The sequence below is a fragment of the Shewanella sp. W3-18-1 genome, assembly GCF_000015185.1.
GTDB lineage: Bacteria > Pseudomonadota > Gammaproteobacteria > Enterobacterales > Shewanellaceae > Shewanella > Shewanella putrefaciens.
Genome location: NC_008750.1, coordinates 1,514,102 through 1,534,446, shown reverse-complemented (window position 1 = coordinate 1,534,446; position 20,345 = coordinate 1,514,102). Strand labels below are relative to the sequence as shown.

The window sequence follows — 20,345 nt, the reverse complement described above, 5'->3', positions numbered from 1 at the left end:
CTGCGCCTGTTAGTCAATCTTACGCTTTAGGAAGCGTTAAACGAGCAACTCGGCCTTTAGGAAAATCAGCTAGGCTTACGGCTTGGCCATCCATACTTAGTGTCGCTACATGGGGGGCCCCTAAAATTACTTTAAACGGTGCAGTACCGTTCACTTGGATATTTGCCCCTGCCCCTCTTACACCATCAACTAACACTTTGCCCTGAGCATCAACAATATTAATCCAGCAATCACCTGCTAGTTGAATATTAAGATTAGACTGCCCAGCAACGGCAATTGTGCCTTGCGCTGTAGGCGCATTCGTCGCGGGTAAGGTCGCCGAAGACGAGGCTGTAGATATGTTACCTGTGGCATTGTTAGTGTGAGGAGTATTAGCCACCACAGCTTGATTTGAAGTCGCAGGCACACCAACATTACCACTGGCGACACTATGAGTATTTCCGGCCGTTAACGCATTAGACTCTAATACATCAGTATCCATCGGATTTGGATCAATCGTGTTTGCATCCGTATCCTTGATGGGACCATCTATCGACATTGATCCATTGACTGCGATATCAGTCAGCCCTTGGCTAACATCCGTTTCAGTCAACAACACATCGCCAGGTAGCGTGAGGTTTGCTGCGGCAACCTCTTCCATTGTCGGTTGTGATACATCGACCGTTGTCAGTAACGTCGATTTTTGCATCCACCATACAACCAACAACCCGAGTAATACGATGACAATAAATATGCTGACCCACTTTAATTTAGTATCGCTCGCTTGATAGGTTGTTTTGCGTGAAAAGCTTTGCATCGCGGGGGATGTCACTAAAGGTACTTGCTTAGCGAGGCAAGCCTCTATTGGTGCATAGTCAATACCCAACATGCGTGCATAGTTTTTCACATAACCACGAACATAGGTGGGTGACGCTATATTGGTAAAATTATCAGCTTCAAGGTCTTCAACAATACCCGGACGCAAATGCAATTTCACTGCGGCATCGGCAATGCTGAATCCCTTTTCCTCACGGGCATTTTTTAAAATATTTCCGAGCGTTACATCAGGCGTCGTGGTTTCTGTTTCGTTAACTTCAATTGACGCGTTGGTTTCGTGATCTTTCATTGATGCAAATTAACTCTGTATTGCTTGGCCTGAGGTGATGCTGGAAATTTGGCAAGCAATAAAATACCAAATTTCTTAACGGCAGCATCATCATTCATTGCCTGCTCTATTTTTATTCCGAGCGCTAAACTCTCTGGAGTCTGAGCTGCCACTTGGTGATATCGCGCTAATTGATTACGCGCTTGAATAAAATCACCCTGTTCAGTCTCAAGCTCAGCAAGCTCCAGCAATGACACCGAACGTCTCGGGTCATACTTTAACGCCATCTGAAAATACTGTCGTGCCTTTTCTGCTTTTCCCGACTCTCGGCTACATAAACCTAAATTTTCATAGCTCGAAGCGGTGCGCGTATATTTGGGCATTTCTATTGCGGCCAAAAACATTTTTTCAGCTTTTTCGTATTGCTTTTGCTGGCACAAAAACACCCCAAAATTATTCATGGAATCGCCAGAGGCGTCCTTAGTACTAATGGCTTTCTGATACGCTTGTTCGGTACGTACAAGATCACCCACGGTTTGATAGTAATAGGCCATTGCAACATGAACATCTTCAAGTTCTGGCGCGTATTCTATTGCTTTATCAAGGTTATATTTGGCTTGTTCCGAGTTACCTCGATTCAAATAGGTTAAACCGAGCTGCATTCGCTCCCGTGCCGCGGCGACTCTATCTAATTTTCGCTCTGATACAGGGATATCTGTTCCTGTGTATGTACGCTCAGTGACACACCCTGTCATGACTAATGACAAGGTGATTGCTAATGAAAACCCTGACAATCCATGCTTCATGGGCAAGCCTATAAATCTGTGCAAACAATGAGTTAATTCATTGTGACTGAAATCTGATTTTCTTGCATGCGTTTTTTTGCCAAACGCTTAGTTCTATCGCGAATATCCCCCGCTAACTGACCGCAGGCAGCATCAATATCGTCACCGCGGGTCTTACGTACTATCACCGTTAAGCCATATTCCATTAATACTTTCGAAAAACGATCAATACGCGAGTTCGATGAACGACCATAGGGTGAACCAGGATACGGATTAAAAGGAATTAAATTCACTTTACAAGGCGTATCTTTCATTAGTTTTGCTAACTCGTGAGCTTGCTCAGTGCTGTCGTTGATATGATCGAGCATCACATATTCAACGGTTACACGGCCACGGTTTGCATTTGATTTCGCAATATAACGACGGATCCCTGCAAGGAACTCCTGCAATGGATACTTTTTATTCACTGGGACTAAAATATCCCGTAACTCATCATTAGGAGCGTGAATGCTCACGGCCAATGCCACATCAAGGGCATCACCAAGTTTATCAAGGGCTGGCACAACACCAGAAGTTGACAGGGTTACCCGGCGTTTTGATAAGCTAAACCCAAAATCGTCCAGCATAATATCCATTGCGGGGATAACGTTGGCTAAATTAAGCAGTGGCTCACCCATACCCATCATCACCACATTGGTGATCGGACGATCGCCAGTATCCTTTGCAAAACCTAAGAAATGTGAAACCCGCCAGATTTGACCGACAATTTCAGATACGGTCAAATTACGGTTAAAACCTTGTTGAGCCGTTGAGCAAAACGTACATTCAAGCGCACATCCCACCTGAGATGATACACACAAAGTCGCACGGTCATCTTCTGGAATATAGACAGTTTCAACTTCCTGCCCTTCACCAACATGTATCGCAAACTTAATTGTCCCGTCGGTGGACTTTTGGAAACTGGAAATTTCAGGCGCTACAATTTCACAGCGTGCAGCCAATTTTTGACGCAACACTTTATTGATATTCGTCATTTCTTCGAAGTCGCTGACACCGAAATGATAAATCCACTTCATGAGTTGATCGGCACGAAAGGGCTTTTCCCCTAGATCCGCAAATAATGCGCGCATAGCCTTACGATCAAGGTCTAATAAATTGATCTTTTTTTCACTCATACCACTCACCTCAACACCAAAACCTGCAACAGGGCGGCGAATTATACAGATGCAATAAATTTTTAGCCAGCGACACAACTCTACTATGATAGAATCTCGCTGGGCTAATGTTGGCCTAAAATACGGAGTTGTAATACCACCTATATGTTAACCCTCATCATTATAGTGCTTGTCGCTGTCGCGGTCTCTTTTCTGTGTAGTGTCTTCGAAGCTGTTTTGCTTTCGGTTACCCCGAGTTATATCGCCTCACTTGAGCAAACCGACAGTGCTGCCGCCGCGAGATTACGTAAGCTCAAAGACAATGTCGAAGCTCCTTTAGTATCTATTCTCACCTTAAATACTGTTGCCCATACTGTCGGTGCTGCGGTGGCTGGTGCACAGGCTGCAAAAGTGTTTGGGGATGAAATGCTGGGTGTTTTCTCTGGCGTATTAACTTTTATTATTCTGTTTTTCTCAGAAATTATTCCTAAATCTGTGGGAGCAAACCATTGGCGACGCCTTGCACCAAGCGTTTCTATTGCGATCACTTGGATGAAAAAGGTGACTAAACCATTGATTTGGTTGTCACAAAAAGTTACTCACTTTTTAGGTAAAGGCGAAGAAGGGCAATATATTCGCCAAGAGATGAGCGCGATGGCTAAAATTGGTCAGGAATCTGGCGAACTTGATGAGCAAGAGTCAAAAATTTTGACTCAAATGCTAAAAGTACGAGATATGCCCGTCACTGCTATTATGACACCGCGTACTGTGATGTTTTCACTGCCCGTTGATCTCACTCAAAATGAGTTTGTTCGAGAGTACCGTGATAAACCTTTTACCCGCATTCCAATATACGATCAGGATCACGATGATATTATTGGTTATATCACTCGTACCGATGTGCTGCTAGCCGAGCGTTACACACCAGATGCTCCAATTGGTGAGCTAAAACGTAGTCTCTTTGTTGTACCAGAAACCGCCAAAATTCTGCCATTATTTGAGCGAATGATTAAGCGTAATACGCAAATAGCTATGGTGGTTGATGAATATGGCAGTAGCCAAGGTATTGTGACACAAGAAGACATCATCGAGTCTATGTTAGGTCTAGAGATTGTGGATGTGAATGATCCTGCTACGGATATGCAACAGCTGGCACGTAAGTTATGGGCAAAACGCATGAAACAAAAAGGTATTCGCCTTTCTGATGACGGTGATTTTGAAGCCGCTGCCGATGATGATGAGGCAAGATCGGGTTAATAGCATTTCATTTAGCACTTGTTAATACAAAGGGAGCTTAGCTCCCTTTATTGTTTTAGAGAGAATACCCAACTCATTTCAATACTCGCATTTGGGGGGCGCTTGGGTATATACTCTCCCGCCGTAAAAGAGGTAAGTTATGACACAGGGCTACATTCTCTCACTCGCGCACATCAACGATACACATTCAAATTTTGAACCCAGCCGTGTGCAATTTTCCCTTACCGTGGGTCAACAACCGCTCGGTGTCACCTGCCATAGTGGCGGCTATGCGCGCATAGGCTATCAGATAACAAAAGCACGTCACGCCGCTGCACAAACCGATACGCCTTTTATTTTTCTACACGGTGGTGACAGCTTCCAAGGCACATTGTACTTCAGCCATTTTAAAGGCAAAGCCAATGCCCATTTACTCAATTTGTTAGCACCTGATGCGATGGTTATCGGCAATCACGATATTGATGAGGGCAATGCCCTGCTTGCTCATTTCGCCAAACAAATCGATTTTCCTTTGCTTGCCGGCAATATGGATTTAAGCCAAGAAGATATAAATAAGCCAGGCTGTTTACGAGGCGAGCCGAATATCTTGGCCTATGACCATGAACAACAATTGGCAAGCTATATCCTAAAACCCTTTTATGATCAAAAAATGGCCATCATTGGCATTACGTTAGATCAAATGAAAGAAATTGCTCGCCCCGATCCTGACACCCATTTTGTAGACGCTATCGCCACCACAGCAAGAACAGTAGCTTATCTTCATACCCAAGGGATTAAGCATATTGTTGTCCTGAGTCACTTAGGATTAGATCAAGATAAACGCCTTGCTGAACAAGTTTCAGGGATCAGCCTTATTGTGGGTGGGCACACCCACACTTTGCAGGGGGATTTTCGCGATCTAGGTTTAAGTAACCTTCCCTATGGTGAAGTTATCAATGGCACGCCGATTGTCCATGCTGGAAAATATGCAGAAACCATAGGCTTAGCTCAGATCGAATTTGACGCCAATGGCCAATTTATCCAGCTTGAGGGTGGCAACTATTTCATGCTCGATCAGCACTTTATATTAAGTGCTAGCACAAGTGTGAGCGATGCCGATTACCAAGCCGTACGTCAACAGCTCTGCCGTCATCCCCATATTTATTGGGATGACGCAGATGAAGATATCGTAGACGTCATTAATGCTATTTATCGCCCTGCGATTGCCGAAATGGAAAATAAAGTTCTTGCTCTAGTCCCTAAGAACCTAGTTCACACTCGCTTACCATCAAAAGCGTTGCCCCATGGCAGCGAAATCGCCCCTTGGGTAAGCCGCAGTATGTTTCAAGAAGCAAAAATTGAAGATCCTCGGGTACATTTTGCACTGCATAATGCTGGGGGTGTTCGCCAATCCGTTGCTCAAGGTCGACTCACTCTCGCCGACGTGATGGGGCAATTGTTGCCGTTTGAATTACCACTAGTGAAATATGAAATTCAAGGCCAGTTCCTCTATCAAGCACTCGAATCTGCCATTAATGCTGCCACTAATAATAGTGTGCGAGGCACTGGCGCAGGTAGTTTCCCTTATACCTATGGTTTACGTTATTACTATGATGGTAGACGCCCACTGGGTGAGCGTTTATTTAAACTTGAAATGATGCAGCAAGATAGCCAACAGCTTTGGTATCCCGTCGAACCCGAGTCTTTGTATGTTGGTGTATCCACCTCATATACGGCTGCAGGTAAAGAAGGTTATCACCCTCTATTGCAGGCTCGCTGGCAGGAGTCAATGGGATCCCTCACCCTGCCACAAGCATTTATTCGCTTTTTAAATAGATCACCTAATTTAGCGGACTTTTTATCGCCACATGTTCACTACACTAGCCATTTAAGACGTTCTGGATAGCACTAAGCTGTCTAACCTGACATATTAAATTAAAACAGCCATTCACAATGGGGTAACCGCTCGGCAAACCAAGCTTGCGCCTTACCTTGATTGCCCTTGCGCCATGCCAAAAATACCTTCTGTGCGGGGCGGGGGATCTCGACTGCACAGGCAATCAAATCACCCGATGCCAGTTCTTTAGTAATAAGGTGCGCAGGAATATATCCGACGCCTAAGCCTAATTGCTGCGCTTTAATCTTAGTTTGCATATTGGGTACTCGAATCACTTGTCGACTATCGAATAAACCACTTGAACGCTGTGCTAATGCCATAGAACTATCCGCAACCACTATAGATGGAAACTGTAACAGCGCCTCAGTCGGTATCGGCAACTTATACAAAGCCAAGGGATGGGTTGGATTAAGTGCAAATACAAACTCAAGATGGCCAATTTCAACCAAATGATATTGTCCTTTTGGCAGTTCCCCAGTAACGCCGATAGCAATATCAGCTCGCCCTGAATAGAGCGCGTCCCAACCTCCACCTAAGGACTCTTCACTAATATTTACCGTGACTTGTTTACCCAACTCCGTAAACTCACCAATAAGCTGCAATAAAGGAGAAATCGGTACAACAGTATCTATCGCTAAGGTTAAGGAAGACTCCCAGCCCGTTTCCAATTGGCGTACCGCCTCTTCAAGCCTTGATGTGGCAGCAAGGATCTCCCGACCTTGACGCAATACTAATTGACCGACTAGTGTCAGTTCAGCTCTTTGTCCCTTACGTTCAAATAGTTTTACACCTAAATCGCCTTCAAGTTTCTGTACTGTATAGGTTAAGGCAGAAGGTACTCGAAATAACGATTCTGCCGCGGCTGAAAAACTCCCTTTTTTATCAATCGCATCGAGCACAATTAATCCATCAAGGCTAATGGCTGGCAACATAAGCGCCTCTTGTTCAAATTATTTGAAATTAATATTGAAAATGTTCCGATTTTCTTTGCCTAAGGTCAAGTCTAAACTGTTTAGCAATGGAGAGGTTCAAAGAGAACATCCACCTAACAATACGATTAACTCACTTAGTTAAAAAATTTGAAATAAGGAATATCCCATGAAAGCACTCATCGTAAAAACACTGACATCAGCTCCTAGCTTTGCACCACTGGCCCTGCGTATTCCGATAGGGATCATCTTAATCGCCCACGGTGCTCAAAAATTGTTTGGCTGGTTTGGCGGCTACGGCTTAGAAGGCACTGGGCAGTGGATGGCATCAATTGGTCTAACACCAGGCTATTTAATGGCACTCATGGCAGGTTCAAGTGAATTCTTCGGCGGCCTATTCCTGTTACTCGGCCTACTAACCCGACCAACGGCCCTTGTATTGTCATTCACTATGGTTGTCGCGATTTTTTCAGTGCATATAGGTAATGGCCTGTTCCTTGCCAATAACGGTTATGAGTTTGGCTTAGCCCTATTAGCAGCAACTGTCTCTCTTGCGATTTCAGGTGCTGGTAAATTATCGCTAGACAACTTATTGGCCAACCGCATCAAATAAGGGGATATAGTATGATCACACTAAGAAAAGCACAGGATCGTGGTCAAGCAGACTTAGGCTGGCTAAAGAGTCAACATACTTTCTCTTTTTCTAGCTATTATGATCCCGCACATATGGGGATCTCATCCCTAAGAGTCATCAACGATGATAGAGTGGTGCCCGGTGCAGGTTTTGATACCCATGGTCATAAAGACATGGAAATTATCAGTTATGTGATATCTGGCGCTATCGCCCACAAAGATAGTTTTGGAAATATCAAAACCTTGCCAGCAGGAGAGTTTCAATTGATGTCTGCGGGTAAAGGGATTTATCACAGCGAATTCAATGCTTCAAACACTGAACCATTACACTTTTTACAAATTTGGATCCAGCCAGATACCTTAGGGATTGATGCGGGCTACCAACAAAAAGCGTTTGTTCAAACTTCGGCGCTTACGCCAATAGTTACTCCAACAGGTGAAAATGGCACACTGAAAGTACAACAAGATGCAACACTCTATCGACTACAGCTTGCCCCTGCCGAGCAAGTGACGATGGAGCAAGTGCAAACGAACCGTAATCTCTATGTACAATTAGTTGAAGGACAATTGAGTATCAATGGCACTCTGTTAAATCCTGGGGATGGTGCCCACATCACAGAACTGGATACACTGACATTTACGGCATTGCAAGGGACAGTAACTGCCCTCGTATTTGACTTAGCTTAATGTCAGATTGCCTTAGTCGGACTCAATACAAAAAACCGCCTATATGTAAATTGGCGGTTTTTTTATTGCCCAAATGGGATAGCATCAAAAGCCATTAACCAAGTAAAGTCTTAGTGAATAAATGCCACATCAGTGAGAAAGTGAAAGCATCAAACTAAAGTTCACCAATATCTGTGCTTTATCCTGTAGCTTATCCTCTGGAGTTAAATATCGACGCAGCTCATTACGGCGAATACAGTTAAATCCATGCTTTTCAAAAAATGGCCGAGCTTGATATGAGGCTTCGACGGTCAAACGCTTAAATTCTCGTTTTTTGACTTCTTCAAACAATGCCAGATATAGCAGAGTGGCAACACCTGCTCGACTATATTCAGGGTGAACAAATAAACAATCCACCTCACCAACTTGCACATCGAGTTCAACTATAGGACAAGGTTTCAAGGTGATAAAACCCACTAATTTATCATTCAGCTCTGCCACCCAAGTGGTTGTATCTTCAAGCTTAGCAAGCCAGTAATCATCGCTACGGGCTTCACCTTGATTTTGTGCCCAAGCTAAACGTTCGGTCAATGAGTAATATTCCTGTGCGCCTTCCATGACACTGGCATTAAACACGGAGGCTATTTGTGAAACATCCTTAGGGGAGAATAAGCGTATCTGCATAGTGTTCACTCCTCTGGAAAATGAGGGTCAATTGACAAAAGGGAGACTAATCCCATTCAGTTACAGTTTTTTGGTCATATAAAAACTGGTGAGCACTTGCCCCAGTTTTTGTTGATAGTTACGTTGGATTTGGACAAATCCCAATTGGGTAAACAACCTCTTAGATAAATAAGAGGCATCAACACTTAAGCTGGCATATCCCTGCCCTCTAGCCCACTGTTCTAACTCACAATAAACACGCCCACCCACCCCTTGGCGCTGCCAATCGGGGTGAATATAGAAGCTATCAATATAACCACGATGGTAATAATCGGTTTCAACGTTGATAAAACCAACACAAATCTTAGATAAGCTCTCGGTCGATGTCACCAAAATAATCCAAGCTTGGGAACGACTTAAACGCAAATGCCAATGTTTAGCCGATCTTGGCGCTTTAGACCAAGCATTAAGCTGCGCTTGCGAATAGCGTTCATGCTCAATGTTGTGGACACACAAGTGAAATAGCTCACTGACTGCTTGAGCATATTTAGGTTGGTAAGGTTGGATTTCCACTTGTCGAACAAGAGTCACCATTGATTTCAAGCTCCAAATTAATCAACGATTATTCTGCCGCATTTTTTAGATTACCGACAGCATTAGCGCACTCTAAATAAGCAGGGAATACGCCACTGAAAACAAAACGGCCTCGAAATTTTCGAGGCCGTTTAATAACTGGCGTTCGCCAATGGCAATATTAACGCGATTATTTCTTTTCGATTTGTCCAACAAAAAGCAACTTATCGAAGGTACGATTTAATGTTTTACTGGTGAACTCGTTCATCCACATTTGTTCAACAACGGCCACTTTATCACCTTTGTTAACTTCAGTTTGAGGACCTGCAGCCCAAAAAGTCTGATCTGCCTCTTTAATCTGAACATAGGTGTAACCACCGCCGTTCATTGTATCAACAACAGTTCCTTCATGGGTTACGCCCTGTGCCCAAGCACTTGACATACCTAAGGCTAAGGTTGCTACTGCTGCTAATTTTACTAATTTTGCCATCATGCCTACGTTCCTTTTGTTTTGCTAATATGCTTCATTAAAGCATGTCAAAAGCAATAAATCGCCAATCTCTATCACGAAATACAACACCTATCGCAAAAGTATGATTTTTATCTCGTGGGAGGGAACTCATTTCAATAGCGGTTTTAACATTCCTTCCAAGCCATTAAGCTTAATTTCGTACATCAACGCTAACTGTTCTCCGAGCTTTCCTTGAGGAAACCCCTGTTTATGAAACCACACAAGATAAGGCTCAGGTAATTCTAACAGTTTTCGTCCAGCATATTTACCAAAAGGCATAGTTTGGTTAACGGCATCGATAAGCTGTTGCTGATCCATATTATCACCTTAGAGACAATGCTCCATACGTAATCTATGGCTCAAGATCCTACATCAGAAACTGAGTAAATACCTGCATAAATCACTAACAATGCAAAGTAAATAACGCAGTCACGCCAAACCGTGGGGAGTACAAACACTCCCGAGAATGCCTACATTAGGCATAGATTTTCAATAAATTTGGACCAAGACTGGCACAATGGGAATGCACGAAACCATACTCAGTACACAAGCGCTCATCTTCTCCATAGGCATTTATACTCACACAAGTACCGGAATTAACCTCCTCATCCACAAAGGTCATTACCCGTTCTAAGACTATTTTTGCAAGCCCATAATGTTGATATTCAGGAAGAACAATAAAATCTTCAATGGCCAAATGCGTAGGCCGATCTCGATAGACACAGGCTGTTGCAACCACATTTGACTGCATTTTCGCCACGGCATCCTTAATCCGTACAGAAACCCAGTACAATACTTGGGACTGCCGATGATCCGCGAGGTCAACCCCTATCGATGGCCGTCCTACGGCATCACGTAGATAGAGTAACTCATGGAATAAAGGCGCTGATTCAACTAATTCAAATTCGATTGGCATAATAGTTTTGATATCCATTTTGCATCCCTTCTCTAATGGTAAACATCAAGGTGATTAGACGGCATACTATGGAGATATTAATGGGATTATTTGGCAGTTTGATGACACTGACACCTATTTCTATACCTACTTTCGACTGATAAAAACGCCGCAACTCCCTTCAACTTTTTAAAATCTTTAGGTTATCGTTTTTTATGCTATAAAACCCTCAAAAACCCCCGCATAAATTTTTATCCCGCCTATCATTAACATACAACAAGCATAAAAAATCGTTTCGTTAGTATTACCGATAAAAATAAGGGGCATTTTTTGTTAAAAAAGCTTCATGTAGCACTCATTGGATTTGGATTGATGCTAGTGACGCCGTTGAAGGCTGAATTTTCATTAGCTCAAATTCCACCACTGACAAATAAAACGCCTATCACTCTCGTGGCTGAAAAAGGATTTTGGACGGACTATCTCACCCAAGAAATGCTACCTAGATTTACAGCAAAAACGGGCGTCAGTGTCAAAGTGGTCAGCACTGAACTTGAGTTAATGTTTAACCTTCAAACTCAGGCATTAAAACAAGGCGAAGGAACATATGATTTGCTCACCATGGAAGCGGGATGGGCAAAAGAATGGGCATCGAATGGTTATACTGTTCCCCTCTTAGAATTAGCAAAACTTTACGATCCCGACGGTGAAAAAGCGATGGAGTGGTACCTTGAGCCTTATTACCCCTCCCTGCTCAATATTTTATCTTATTCAGGCGAAATCCATGCCATTCCCTATAATAACTATGTAATGGGGAGTCATTACCGTGAAGATCTTTTTAATCATCCCACTGAGCAGGCTCGCTTTTTAGAACGTTTCGGTTATCCATTAACGCCCGCCAAAACACCTGAAGAACTTCTCGACCAAGCCATGTTCTTTACCCGCAAAGCAGGTTCTGAACTTGGGGGAAAAACCTTATCGCACGATTTTTACGGTCTTGCATTAATGTCAGGTAATAAACCCCATATCAATGATGAGTTTTCGAGCATACTCTGGAGCCAAGGAGGAGCTTGGATGTGGCCTCGATTTAATAACCAACAAAAAATTACTCATTTTGAAGTACCAATGATTAATCATGAGGCTATAAGAACTGCCGAGATTTACCGCAAATTGATGGCATATTCAGTGCCTGCAAATGAACAATTTGCCTTTAATGAGGCCGCAAATGCCATTGCTACAGGACAAGCCGCTATCTGGCCCTTTGCTTACAATAACCTATGGCCAATCTCTTTTCGTGTTGAGAAAAATATCCCTGGCGCACGCCTTGCGGTCGCTCAGGTTCCTGGAGGACACCCCTATAACGGAGCCTATGCCTTTGCAGTCAGCTATGACAGCAAGAACCCACAAGCAGCCTATTGGCTCCTTAAATATATGGGAACCTATGAAGCACAGTATGCCTATGCCCTTGGGGGAGGTAACCCCTGTCGTATGGATGTTGTCACTGCCCCTGAATTTAATAAAGAAGCATTAAGAGAAATCGCAGGGGCATTCAACGCCAGCCATATAGCAAATTTATTTTGGTCAACGAAGGTATTAACTTTTGGCCACTTTACGACCACAGCAATGGGGCAAATCTACCCTGAACTGACTCAAGCATGTTATGCCGCGAGCCATAAAACGACAGATAGTACTGATATTTTCAGCAAATTAAGTACTAAGATAAAAAATCTCCAAAATACCTATGGGGAAGTGCCTGCGATTGACAAGAAAGATAAAAAATGACCTCTAAACGGTTGACAAGTTTAAAACATAAAATCACCTTCGCCTTCTATATCATAGTGGGCATGGCGCTATTTAACGGTATTATCGCGCTTTTACTCTCCCACCAATTAAGGACCGAAATTGAAGATTTAGTAACTGAAGATGTGGTAAAAGTCAGCACTGCATTAGAACTGGCTAAAGATACTGAAAAGCTACAAATCATCACGACCAGACTCAACCACTATGATAATGAGTTACAACGTCTGCAGCTTTTAAGTGAACTCGCAACACAGTGGGGGCTGCTTATTGATAGCTCTCGAACAATCGCCAAGCTGGAAACCTCCCCTCAATTACAGCAAGCGATAAATAATATTATCGATACTCAACTTTATTATATGCAGCAAATACCGCTACTTAGCACATTGACTGATAATGCATTACAAGCAAAGTTACAGGCAGGAAATATTCAAGCTAACTTGACCAGTTTGGCATCCTCTTTTGGCGATAAGATGCAAGTCCAACTAAAACAAATACATAATAGTTACCCACCACTTATAACCCAAAAAGACCTCAATGCAATCTCAAATAATATTAAAGAAAATCAATTTCTATCTGAATACCTTCATCAAGGAGAGCATCTTTTCACATTACTTACCCAAGTCAAAAATGCTGAACATATTGTCGCGTTAAATCAACTCCAACGGGAGGCTATGCGCCATCTAATCAGTATGGAAACTGTGTTAGCCGCATTCGATAAAAATCAAAGTATATATGTAGATTGGTTATCGCAAATAAAACAAAATGTTGTTGGAGATGATAATTTATTTGAACTATCGCGTAATGCATTGAAAAGCAATAATATTGCTAATGCTCATTTAACCTATCAAGCAAATGCTGCACAGTTGGTTGCTACATTTACACAAACCCTTGTCGAACAAGTAGGCAGTGAAATCCAAAAAGCCGGAGGTGATCTTAAAAACCATAGTACGGCATTTGTTCTGCTTATCTTTTGTGGTGGCGTCTTGTACTGTTTTTTTATCTGGCTCACAAGCTGGCACTTTATCGATAAGGGCATCATTAAACCCGTCATTGCCACACGCGATGCGATGGATGCCATCGCCAATGAAAAACTTGATACTCCAATGCCCATAACGGATAACCTTGAGCTTCAGCAAATGGTGAATTCACTCGCGACCTTAAAAACCTATGCCGCACAAGTCAAAGCCATGGCTGAAACCGATGGGTTAACAGGCTGTTATAACCGCCGTTATTTAGATAATCAGATTGAAAAAGAATTGCTATATGCTAACGACCATCAAGTACCACTGAGTATTGTGATGTTTGATATCGATAACTTTAAACAATTTAATGATCGATATGGACATGTGATAGGAGATCAGTGCCTAAAGCAAATCGTCAATGCCGCCAAGTCCATATTGCAGCGACCAACAGATACCCTTGCCCGTTATGGTGGAGAAGAATTTATGATCTTACTTCCATCAAGGCACCTTGAAGATGCATACAAAATTGCAGAACATTTACGGGAAACGATTATAGATCTTAAGATCCCCCATGAAGACTCTCCCCATGCAGGTATTGTCACTATCAGTGCAGGTATTACCTGTTGGCATCCTCCCGAGCCACTCGATACAAATAGCCTAATAAAGCGAGCCGACGAAGCCCTCTATCACGCAAAACTCACGGGGCGCAATCGCACTGAAACGCTTATTAACATTCCATTGCGTTATTACTAAGGCATGTTTATAGGAAAATCCGTTTTATTTTAACCAAGGAGTTGACTTTCAACCTTTCACCCCCATTTGCTAATATACTCACAACGTGAAAGGATCTCTATGTTAGCTATTGTACTCACTCTTATGTTAGGCATTGGCGCTATCATTTGGCTGCTCTCGAGTCGTTGGCGCAAAGCCTTACATAGACGTAAAGTGATAGCCAAACCCTTTCCTAAGGCGTGGCGCGCAATCCTCAAGCAAAGATTGCCTTATTTTCATGCACTACCAAGCGATCTTCAACTTCAGCTTAAGCGGCATATTCAAATATTCATCGATGAAAAAAGCTTTATCGGATGCGATGGATTAGAGATTAATGATGAAGTTAAAGTCACCATTGCCGCCCAAGCCTGTCTGTTATTATTAAATCGGAAAACAGACTTTTATCCCAAACTGAAACAAATTTTGGTTTACCCTGATGCCTTTATCGTGAGTAATCAACAACAAGACACCAATGGTGTTGTGTGGGAACAACGCAATATACTCGCTGGGGAATCATGGGAGCAGGGAAAAGTCATCCTCTCATGGAAAAATACACTCGATGGTGCTGCCAATCCCCATGATGGCAACAATGTCGTGATCCACGAATTTGCCCATCAACTCGATCAAGAAGATGGGCACGCTAATGGAGCCCCCATTTTGCAACACAGTGCTGACTACCTGACTTGGTCAACCGTACTAAGCCAAACTTTTGCCGAATTAGAAGAGTCAGCGGCACTTGGACGCCCTTCGCTATTTAATTATTATGGCGCCACTAACCCTGCTGAATTTTTTGCTGTTATCACTGAAGTTTTTTTTGAAAAACCCGAAGCACTGTATCAACAGTATCCAAATCTTTATCGCGAAATCAGCCATTTCTATCAACTTGACCCAATAAACTGGCACTGATGACTCAAAATTAATCATCTTGTAATTTGAATTTTCTACGGCAAACATACGGTAATGCACACATTAGCTCATTGCGAGAAGTCGAAGCATTATCCTGCATCACCAACGCCCTAGAAGTGCGAGAAGAACGTCATCCTTGGTCAGCTTTTCTAACGTTCTGCCCATCTAACACAGTGCAGCGATCATCTTTATCACCGTTCAAGTTTGTTCAATACCAACCCTTTATTTGAACTATTATCAGGTTTAAACCTATATCTGCCCCAGTGATATATCCTGATGTCATAACAATTAAACGAAGAATGAACTATCGTTATTCAACTCAAATAACGAGTGGTTCGCATGGCGAAGGTAAGCACAAGAACTTGCCAGACGAACCTTTCGGACAGTAAATAGCGAAGGTTCAATTACGCTTGAAAATGTAACTTAAAGATATTTAGCACTTTATCAATATCCTGACGAGTAACATCCTTATGTGTAACGAAACGAATTGTCCGTCCAGGGCTAATTAAAATCCCAGCCTCTTGGCACCGTTTGGCTAATAACATAGCGTCAATATGCGGCGCCAAAGTCGCAAACACCATATTGGTTTGTACCGTGGTTAAATCAACCTCAAATTCGGCAAACTCGGTTAATTTCTGGGCAAAATAAGTTGCACTTTCATGATCTTCAGCAAGTCTCTCTACTTGTTCTGTCAATGCCAGTTTACCTGCAGCAGCTAATATCCCCGCTTGACGCATACCACCGCCAAGCATTTTACGCCAACGTATTGCCTTTTTAATCAAACGCTCATCACCTAAGAGTAATGAACCCACGGGCGCGCAAAGCCCCTTTGAAAGGCAGATGGAAACAGAATCAAAATGCGCAGTGATATCACTAATAGGGATATTTTGTGCTACCGCAGCATTGGCTACTCTCGCCCCATCAAGGTGAATTTTCAAACCACGATGAAAAGCTAAAGCCTGTGCATTTGCCAGATAGGTCTGCGGTAATATTTTACCCGCGATGGTGTTTTCTAAACTCAATAAACGGGTGCGAGCAAAGTGGATATCATCAGGTTTAATCGCAGCCTCTATGTCTGCAAGCGCAATAGTGCCGTCCAATTGATTTATCAATGGCTGCGGCTGAATACTGCCTAAAACTGCAGCACCGCCGCCCTCAAATTTATAATTATGCGCCTGTTGGCCGCACAAATACTCATCCCCACGCTCACAATGAGCCATTAAAGCAAGTAAATTTGCTTGAGTGCCAGAAACCGTAAACAGCGCACTCTCAAAACCAAACATCTCAGCAGCCATATCCTGTAAGCTGTTTACGGTAGGATCATCACCATATACATCGTCTCCGACTTCAGCTCTGGACATAGCTAACCGCATGGCTTCAGTCGGCTGGGTAACAGTATCACTGCGTAAATCTATCATCTTGCCCTCAATTTTATTTGCGTAATCACAATGAGTTAGTGACTCTAACGCCAAAGATAAAATTTGTATAGTTTGCCTAAGCCAAGAGCAACATAACCATTGCTAAGTCGATATATTTATACTTTGAGAAACATTAAAGTAAAAATGAATATACTCTGATTATTTCAGCGGTTGAGAGATGAGCTAGCAAATGAAAAATCAGCGTTGAGCTTGGCGAATTACCCGTAAATAGATAGAATGCAGTGCGAAGGTTGTCATGCTACAGCTGAGTAAATTTATTGGTATTTTTGACTGCTCTACCCACAATATATAAGGTGATTTATGGTGAATATATCCCTATTGCATTGGATTAAGCCTTTACTTTTGATATTAGGACTAAGTCTAACATCACAGGTTTATGCTTGGCAGGATACCGATCAAGATGGTGTGCCAGACATTAAAGACGCATGTCCAGATACCCCCATAAATACAAAAGTATTAGCAAATGGCTGCCCCCATGAAGTAGAAGTCACCACTCACAATATTCAATGTGACATCAATGATCCTAGTACCTATTCAAGTACTGATTGTCATAATATCGAGACAGCAATCGTTTACTTTGAATTTGCGATTGCCGAGGTAGACTTATCGCAATGGAAATCTTTAGCTTTAGTCAAAGCATTCTTAGAAGCCAATAATGATGTCGCATTGCTCTTAGTTGGGCACACTGACATTGTCGGTACACCTGAGTTTAATTATCAGCTATCGCTACAGCGTGCTGAAAATGTGAGACGAATTTTGGTTGAAGACTATGGTTTTAACCCAAATCGATTTACCATTGTAGGTAAAGGTATATCTGAACCTGTCGCAGATAATCGTTCTAGCGAAGGACGCAGATTAAATCGACGAGTACAATTTATCGTCAATAATAAATAGTTTTGTTAGCGTATTTTATTTAGGGAGTTATTCAATGGAAAATCTAGAGGGTTTATTAAATCAAGCACCAGAATTATTGATGGCCTATGGTCTAAAAACTCTGTTCGCTATTATTATCTTTTTTGTCGGTAAATATTTTTCAGGCGTAGCGCAAAAGGTTATTCGTAAATTACTAAACAGCCGTAAAGTTGATCCAACTGTTGTATCTTTTGTTGCAAACTTAACCTGGGCGATTGTGTTTGTCTTTACTATTATTGCAACATTAGGGCAAATTGGCGTACAAACAGCATCGCTTGTTGCCGTTATCGGTGCAGCAGGTCTAGCTGTAGGTTTAGCGCTACAAGGTTCATTATCTAATTTTGCATCTGGCGTCTTAATGGTATTATTCCGTCCATGCCGTGTAGGTGATTATATTGAAGCCGCTGGTATTGCTGGTACTGTGGATGAAATCACTATTTTTTCAACAAAACTACGCACTCCTGATAATAAAGTTATTGTGGCACCAAACTCCTCAATTATGAATGGCACTATCACGAACTACTCAGCCTTAGAAAATCGCCGTATCGATCTTGTTATCGGTGTATCTTATAAAGCAGATATTGCATTAACTAAAAAAGTATTAACAGATATCTTAGATAACAACCAATACGTACTAAAGGATCCGTCTTATACCGTTGGATTATCTGAACTGGGAAATTCCTCTATTAATTTTGTAGTTCGTCCTTGGGTTAAAACGCCTAATTTTTGGGCTGCACGTTTTGAGATCCTTGAGCAAATAAAAAATGCTCTGGATGCCGCTAATATTGAAATTCCATTTCCGCAAATGGATATTCATGTAAAGCAATTACCTGAAAATAAATAATTCATATTAAAAAAGGTCGGTTAATACCGACCTTTTTACAACTCATACAATTATTTTAGTGTAACTTAATGGTGAGTTGATACAGAAAGATGAATACGAGGAGATAAAATGCAAGGGTCTATTTCATTTTTTGCCACCTGCTGTTTTTATAGTTTAGCACTACTGAGTTCAAATGCTCTCGCTAATGAGAAACCACAGGTACTTATGGGTGAGAAGCATGTGAGCCTCAAAGGTAAACTACCTCAACTCGCTGAAATTGCACCGGGATTTAAAGTGGTCGATGAGCAATTTACCCCAGTTACCTTAAGTGACTTTAAAGGTAAAATGGTGCTAATAAGCGCTGTACCTAGCCTAGATACTGGCGTATGCGCCCTACAGACAAAACGCTTTAACAGCGAAGTCAGCCACTTTTCAGATGATGTCGTTATTTTGACCATAAGCACTGATCTTCCATTCGCACAGAAGCGCTTCTGCAAAGTTGAAAATGTTGACAAAATTAAAGTACTTTCTGATTCAGTCTGGCGTGATTTTGGTGAGAAGTACGGTCTGTTAATTGAGAATTATGGTTTATTGGCTAGAGCCATCTTTATTATTGATGCTGAAGGTAAGCTCCAATATCAAGAATTAGTGCCAAACGTCACTGATCATCCTAACTATGATGCCGCACTCGAAGCGTTAAAAACGCTCCAAAACCAACAGTAAGCACCAAAGTAAAAAAGCAGGGAGTTTGCCTTCCCTGCTTCTTAAATTTAGTGGGACTGTTGATCACTGTTTGCTTGATAATCAAATGTAGGCATTGACCAATGGTATCGTAGCGCCAACATCCGCAAACTAAAGCCGATACTAAGGCAAATCACAAGGTTAATCCATTCCGTCAACTGGTAGGCTTTGAGGGTAATATATAATCCAGCTGTTAAAAGTGAAATAACGGCATAAAGTTCCTTCTTAAAAATCAAAGGTACTTGATTGCACAAAATATCGCGAATTACGCCACCAAATACACCTGTAACCAACCCCATCACAACCGCAATTGTGGGACTAAATCCCAACATTAACGTTTTCTGTGCCCCAACAATTGAAAATACGGCAAGCCCTAAAGCATCTATAGCAAGAAAAAGTTTAGACAAATAGCGCATCACAGGCGCGATGGCGACCGTCAATAAAGACGCAAATGCTATGGCGAGAAGATAATGTACATTCTCAACCCAGATCAGGGGATAGTTTCCTAACATCATATCTCTTAGGGTACCGCCACCAATTGCCGTTGCACAGCCAATGATCACAACCCCAAACAAATCCATCTGCTTTCGCCCAGCTGCCAAGGCCCCCGTCATCGCTTCAGCAAGAATACCAACAAGCCATAGTAATCCAATAAATTGTGTTTCTTGCATTTCAACGGTCATTTACAGTAAAAAGAAGCAGATTCTGCCTGATAAAACTCAAGTTATGTAATGATTTAATTTTGAAGTTATCATTAGAAAAAATAATAGATAATAAAACGTGAGGATGGCAACCGAATACAACAATCATATAATAAAAACAACAATAACAGTAAACTAACAGTATTAACTCAAAACTTACCATTGAAGATGGCTCACCTTTTCAATAAGTTTAAATAAAGGGAACTTGTCAATATTGTAAATAACTGCATAAAAAGCATTTTTATCGACTAACAATATAAAAACAGT

Annotated in this window: 21 protein-coding genes; 10 read left to right on the top strand and 11 right to left on the bottom strand. The window is 42.1% G+C overall.

All coding sequences use genetic code 11. The annotated features are described in order from the left end of the window. Window positions 1-19 precede the first annotated feature (19 nt). The 3 genes from SPUTW3181_RS07035 to SPUTW3181_RS07025 are packed head-to-tail and all read right to left on the bottom strand — an operon-like array spanning window position 20 to window position 3,044. Window positions 20-1,105, bottom strand: coding sequence for a RodZ domain-containing protein (locus SPUTW3181_RS07035; protein WP_011788703.1), 1,086 nt, complete (start codon window positions 1,103-1,105; stop codon window positions 20-22). Continuing rightward, window positions 1,102-1,890, bottom strand: coding sequence for a type IV pilus biogenesis/stability protein PilW (gene pilW, locus SPUTW3181_RS07030; RefSeq protein WP_011788702.1), 789 nt, complete (start codon window positions 1,888-1,890; stop codon window positions 1,102-1,104). Before pilW ends, SPUTW3181_RS07035 begins: the two co-directional genes overlap by 4 nt. 32 nt (window positions 1,891-1,922) lie before the next feature. Beyond that, window positions 1,923-3,044 (bottom strand): bifunctional tRNA (adenosine(37)-C2)-methyltransferase TrmG/ribosomal RNA large subunit methyltransferase RlmN, encoded by a 1,122-nt coding sequence (locus tag SPUTW3181_RS07025; RefSeq protein ID WP_007646311.1) that lies wholly within the window; start codon window positions 3,042-3,044, stop codon window positions 1,923-1,925. A gap of 144 nt (window positions 3,045-3,188) precedes the next feature. Between SPUTW3181_RS07025 and SPUTW3181_RS07020 the strand changes: the two genes are divergently transcribed. Continuing rightward, window positions 3,189-4,280, top strand: a complete 1,092-nt coding sequence (locus tag SPUTW3181_RS07020; protein WP_011788700.1) for a CNNM domain-containing protein — start codon at window positions 3,189-3,191, stop codon at window positions 4,278-4,280. Between the two features lie 139 nt (window positions 4,281-4,419). Then, window positions 4,420-6,165, top strand: coding sequence for a bifunctional metallophosphatase/5'-nucleotidase (locus tag SPUTW3181_RS07015; protein ID WP_011788699.1), 1,746 nt, complete (start codon window positions 4,420-4,422; stop codon window positions 6,163-6,165). A 29-nt stretch (window positions 6,166-6,194) separates the two neighbouring features. Here SPUTW3181_RS07015 and SPUTW3181_RS07010 read toward each other — a convergent pair whose 3' ends face one another. Beyond that, a complete protein-coding gene (locus SPUTW3181_RS07010; protein WP_011788698.1) occupies window positions 6,195-7,088 on the bottom strand; it encodes a LysR substrate-binding domain-containing protein in 894 nt (297 codons plus the stop codon). A gap of 166 nt (window positions 7,089-7,254) precedes the next feature. Here SPUTW3181_RS07010 and SPUTW3181_RS07005 point away from each other — a divergent pair, with 166 nt between their 5' ends. After that, complete coding sequence (locus SPUTW3181_RS07005; RefSeq protein WP_011788697.1) at window positions 7,255-7,698, top strand: DoxX family protein; 444 nt, start codon at window positions 7,255-7,257, stop codon at window positions 7,696-7,698. An 11-nt stretch (window positions 7,699-7,709) separates the two neighbouring features. Then, window positions 7,710-8,405 (top strand): pirin family protein, encoded by a 696-nt coding sequence (locus SPUTW3181_RS07000; RefSeq protein ID WP_011788696.1) that lies wholly within the window; start codon window positions 7,710-7,712, stop codon window positions 8,403-8,405. 129 nt (window positions 8,406-8,534) lie between these two features. On the opposite strand, the gene SPUTW3181_RS06995 is transcribed toward SPUTW3181_RS07000, so the two are convergent. The 5 genes from SPUTW3181_RS06995 to SPUTW3181_RS06975 form a co-directional block, all read right to left on the bottom strand. Then, entirely contained in the window at window positions 8,535-9,068 is a 534-nt protein-coding gene (locus SPUTW3181_RS06995) for a GNAT family N-acetyltransferase (RefSeq protein ID WP_011788695.1), read from the bottom strand. A 60-nt stretch (window positions 9,069-9,128) separates the two neighbouring features. Then, the gene (locus SPUTW3181_RS06990; protein ID WP_011788694.1) at window positions 9,129-9,641 is read right to left on the bottom strand and encodes a GNAT family N-acetyltransferase; all 513 of its coding nucleotides are present in this window, start codon (window positions 9,639-9,641) and stop codon (window positions 9,129-9,131) included. Window positions 9,642-9,810: 169 nt separating this feature from the next. Beyond that, the gene (locus tag SPUTW3181_RS06985; protein WP_011788693.1) at window positions 9,811-10,113 is read right to left on the bottom strand and encodes a hypothetical protein; all 303 of its coding nucleotides are present in this window, start codon (window positions 10,111-10,113) and stop codon (window positions 9,811-9,813) included. A 126-nt stretch (window positions 10,114-10,239) separates the two neighbouring features. Then, window positions 10,240-10,449: a DUF3820 family protein gene (locus SPUTW3181_RS06980; protein ID WP_011788692.1), complete on the bottom strand. Its 210-nt coding sequence runs from the start codon at window positions 10,447-10,449 to the stop codon at window positions 10,240-10,242. 157 nt (window positions 10,450-10,606) lie between these two features. Beyond that, window positions 10,607-11,065: a GNAT family N-acetyltransferase gene (locus SPUTW3181_RS06975; RefSeq protein ID WP_011788691.1), complete on the bottom strand. Its 459-nt coding sequence runs from the start codon at window positions 11,063-11,065 to the stop codon at window positions 10,607-10,609. 333 nt (window positions 11,066-11,398) lie between these two features. On the opposite strand from SPUTW3181_RS06975, the gene SPUTW3181_RS06970 reads away from it, so the two are divergent. The 3 genes from SPUTW3181_RS06970 (at window position 11,399) to SPUTW3181_RS06960 (ending at window position 15,462) form a co-directional block, all read left to right on the top strand. Beyond that, window positions 11,399-12,805, top strand: coding sequence for an ABC transporter substrate-binding protein (locus SPUTW3181_RS06970; protein ID WP_011788690.1), 1,407 nt, complete (start codon window positions 11,399-11,401; stop codon window positions 12,803-12,805). Next, a complete protein-coding gene (locus tag SPUTW3181_RS06965; RefSeq protein ID WP_011788689.1) occupies window positions 12,802-14,538 on the top strand; it encodes a GGDEF domain-containing protein in 1,737 nt (578 codons plus the stop codon). Before SPUTW3181_RS06970 ends, SPUTW3181_RS06965 begins: the two co-directional genes overlap by 4 nt. A gap of 99 nt (window positions 14,539-14,637) precedes the next feature. Next, the gene (locus SPUTW3181_RS06960; protein ID WP_011788688.1) at window positions 14,638-15,462 is read left to right on the top strand and encodes a zinc-dependent peptidase; all 825 of its coding nucleotides are present in this window, start codon (window positions 14,638-14,640) and stop codon (window positions 15,460-15,462) included. Between the two features lie 404 nt (window positions 15,463-15,866). On the opposite strand, the gene ltaE is transcribed toward SPUTW3181_RS06960, so the two are convergent. Continuing rightward, complete coding sequence (ltaE, locus tag SPUTW3181_RS06955; protein WP_011788687.1) at window positions 15,867-16,880, bottom strand: low-specificity L-threonine aldolase; 1,014 nt, start codon at window positions 16,878-16,880, stop codon at window positions 15,867-15,869. A gap of 321 nt (window positions 16,881-17,201) precedes the next feature. Between ltaE and SPUTW3181_RS06950 the strand changes: the two genes are divergently transcribed. The 3 genes from SPUTW3181_RS06950 to tpx all read left to right on the top strand — a co-directional run bounded on the left by SPUTW3181_RS06950 (window position 17,202) and on the right by tpx (window position 19,359). Next, window positions 17,202-17,795 carry an OmpA family protein gene (locus tag SPUTW3181_RS06950; RefSeq protein ID WP_041408114.1) on the top strand — a complete coding sequence of 198 codons (594 nt, stop codon included), beginning with the start codon at window positions 17,202-17,204 and terminating at the stop codon, window positions 17,793-17,795. Between the two features lie 34 nt (window positions 17,796-17,829). After that, window positions 17,830-18,657: a mechanosensitive ion channel family protein gene (locus SPUTW3181_RS06945; protein WP_011788685.1), complete on the top strand. Its 828-nt coding sequence runs from the start codon at window positions 17,830-17,832 to the stop codon at window positions 18,655-18,657. 108 nt (window positions 18,658-18,765) lie between these two features. Next, window positions 18,766-19,359, top strand: coding sequence for a thiol peroxidase (gene tpx / locus SPUTW3181_RS06940; RefSeq protein WP_011788684.1), 594 nt, complete (start codon window positions 18,766-18,768; stop codon window positions 19,357-19,359). A gap of 47 nt (window positions 19,360-19,406) precedes the next feature. On the opposite strand, the gene SPUTW3181_RS06935 is transcribed toward tpx, so the two are convergent. Then, window positions 19,407-20,048 carry a trimeric intracellular cation channel family protein gene (locus SPUTW3181_RS06935; protein ID WP_041408112.1) on the bottom strand — a complete coding sequence of 214 codons (642 nt, stop codon included), beginning with the start codon at window positions 20,046-20,048 and terminating at the stop codon, window positions 19,407-19,409. Window positions 20,049-20,345 lie beyond the last annotated feature (297 nt).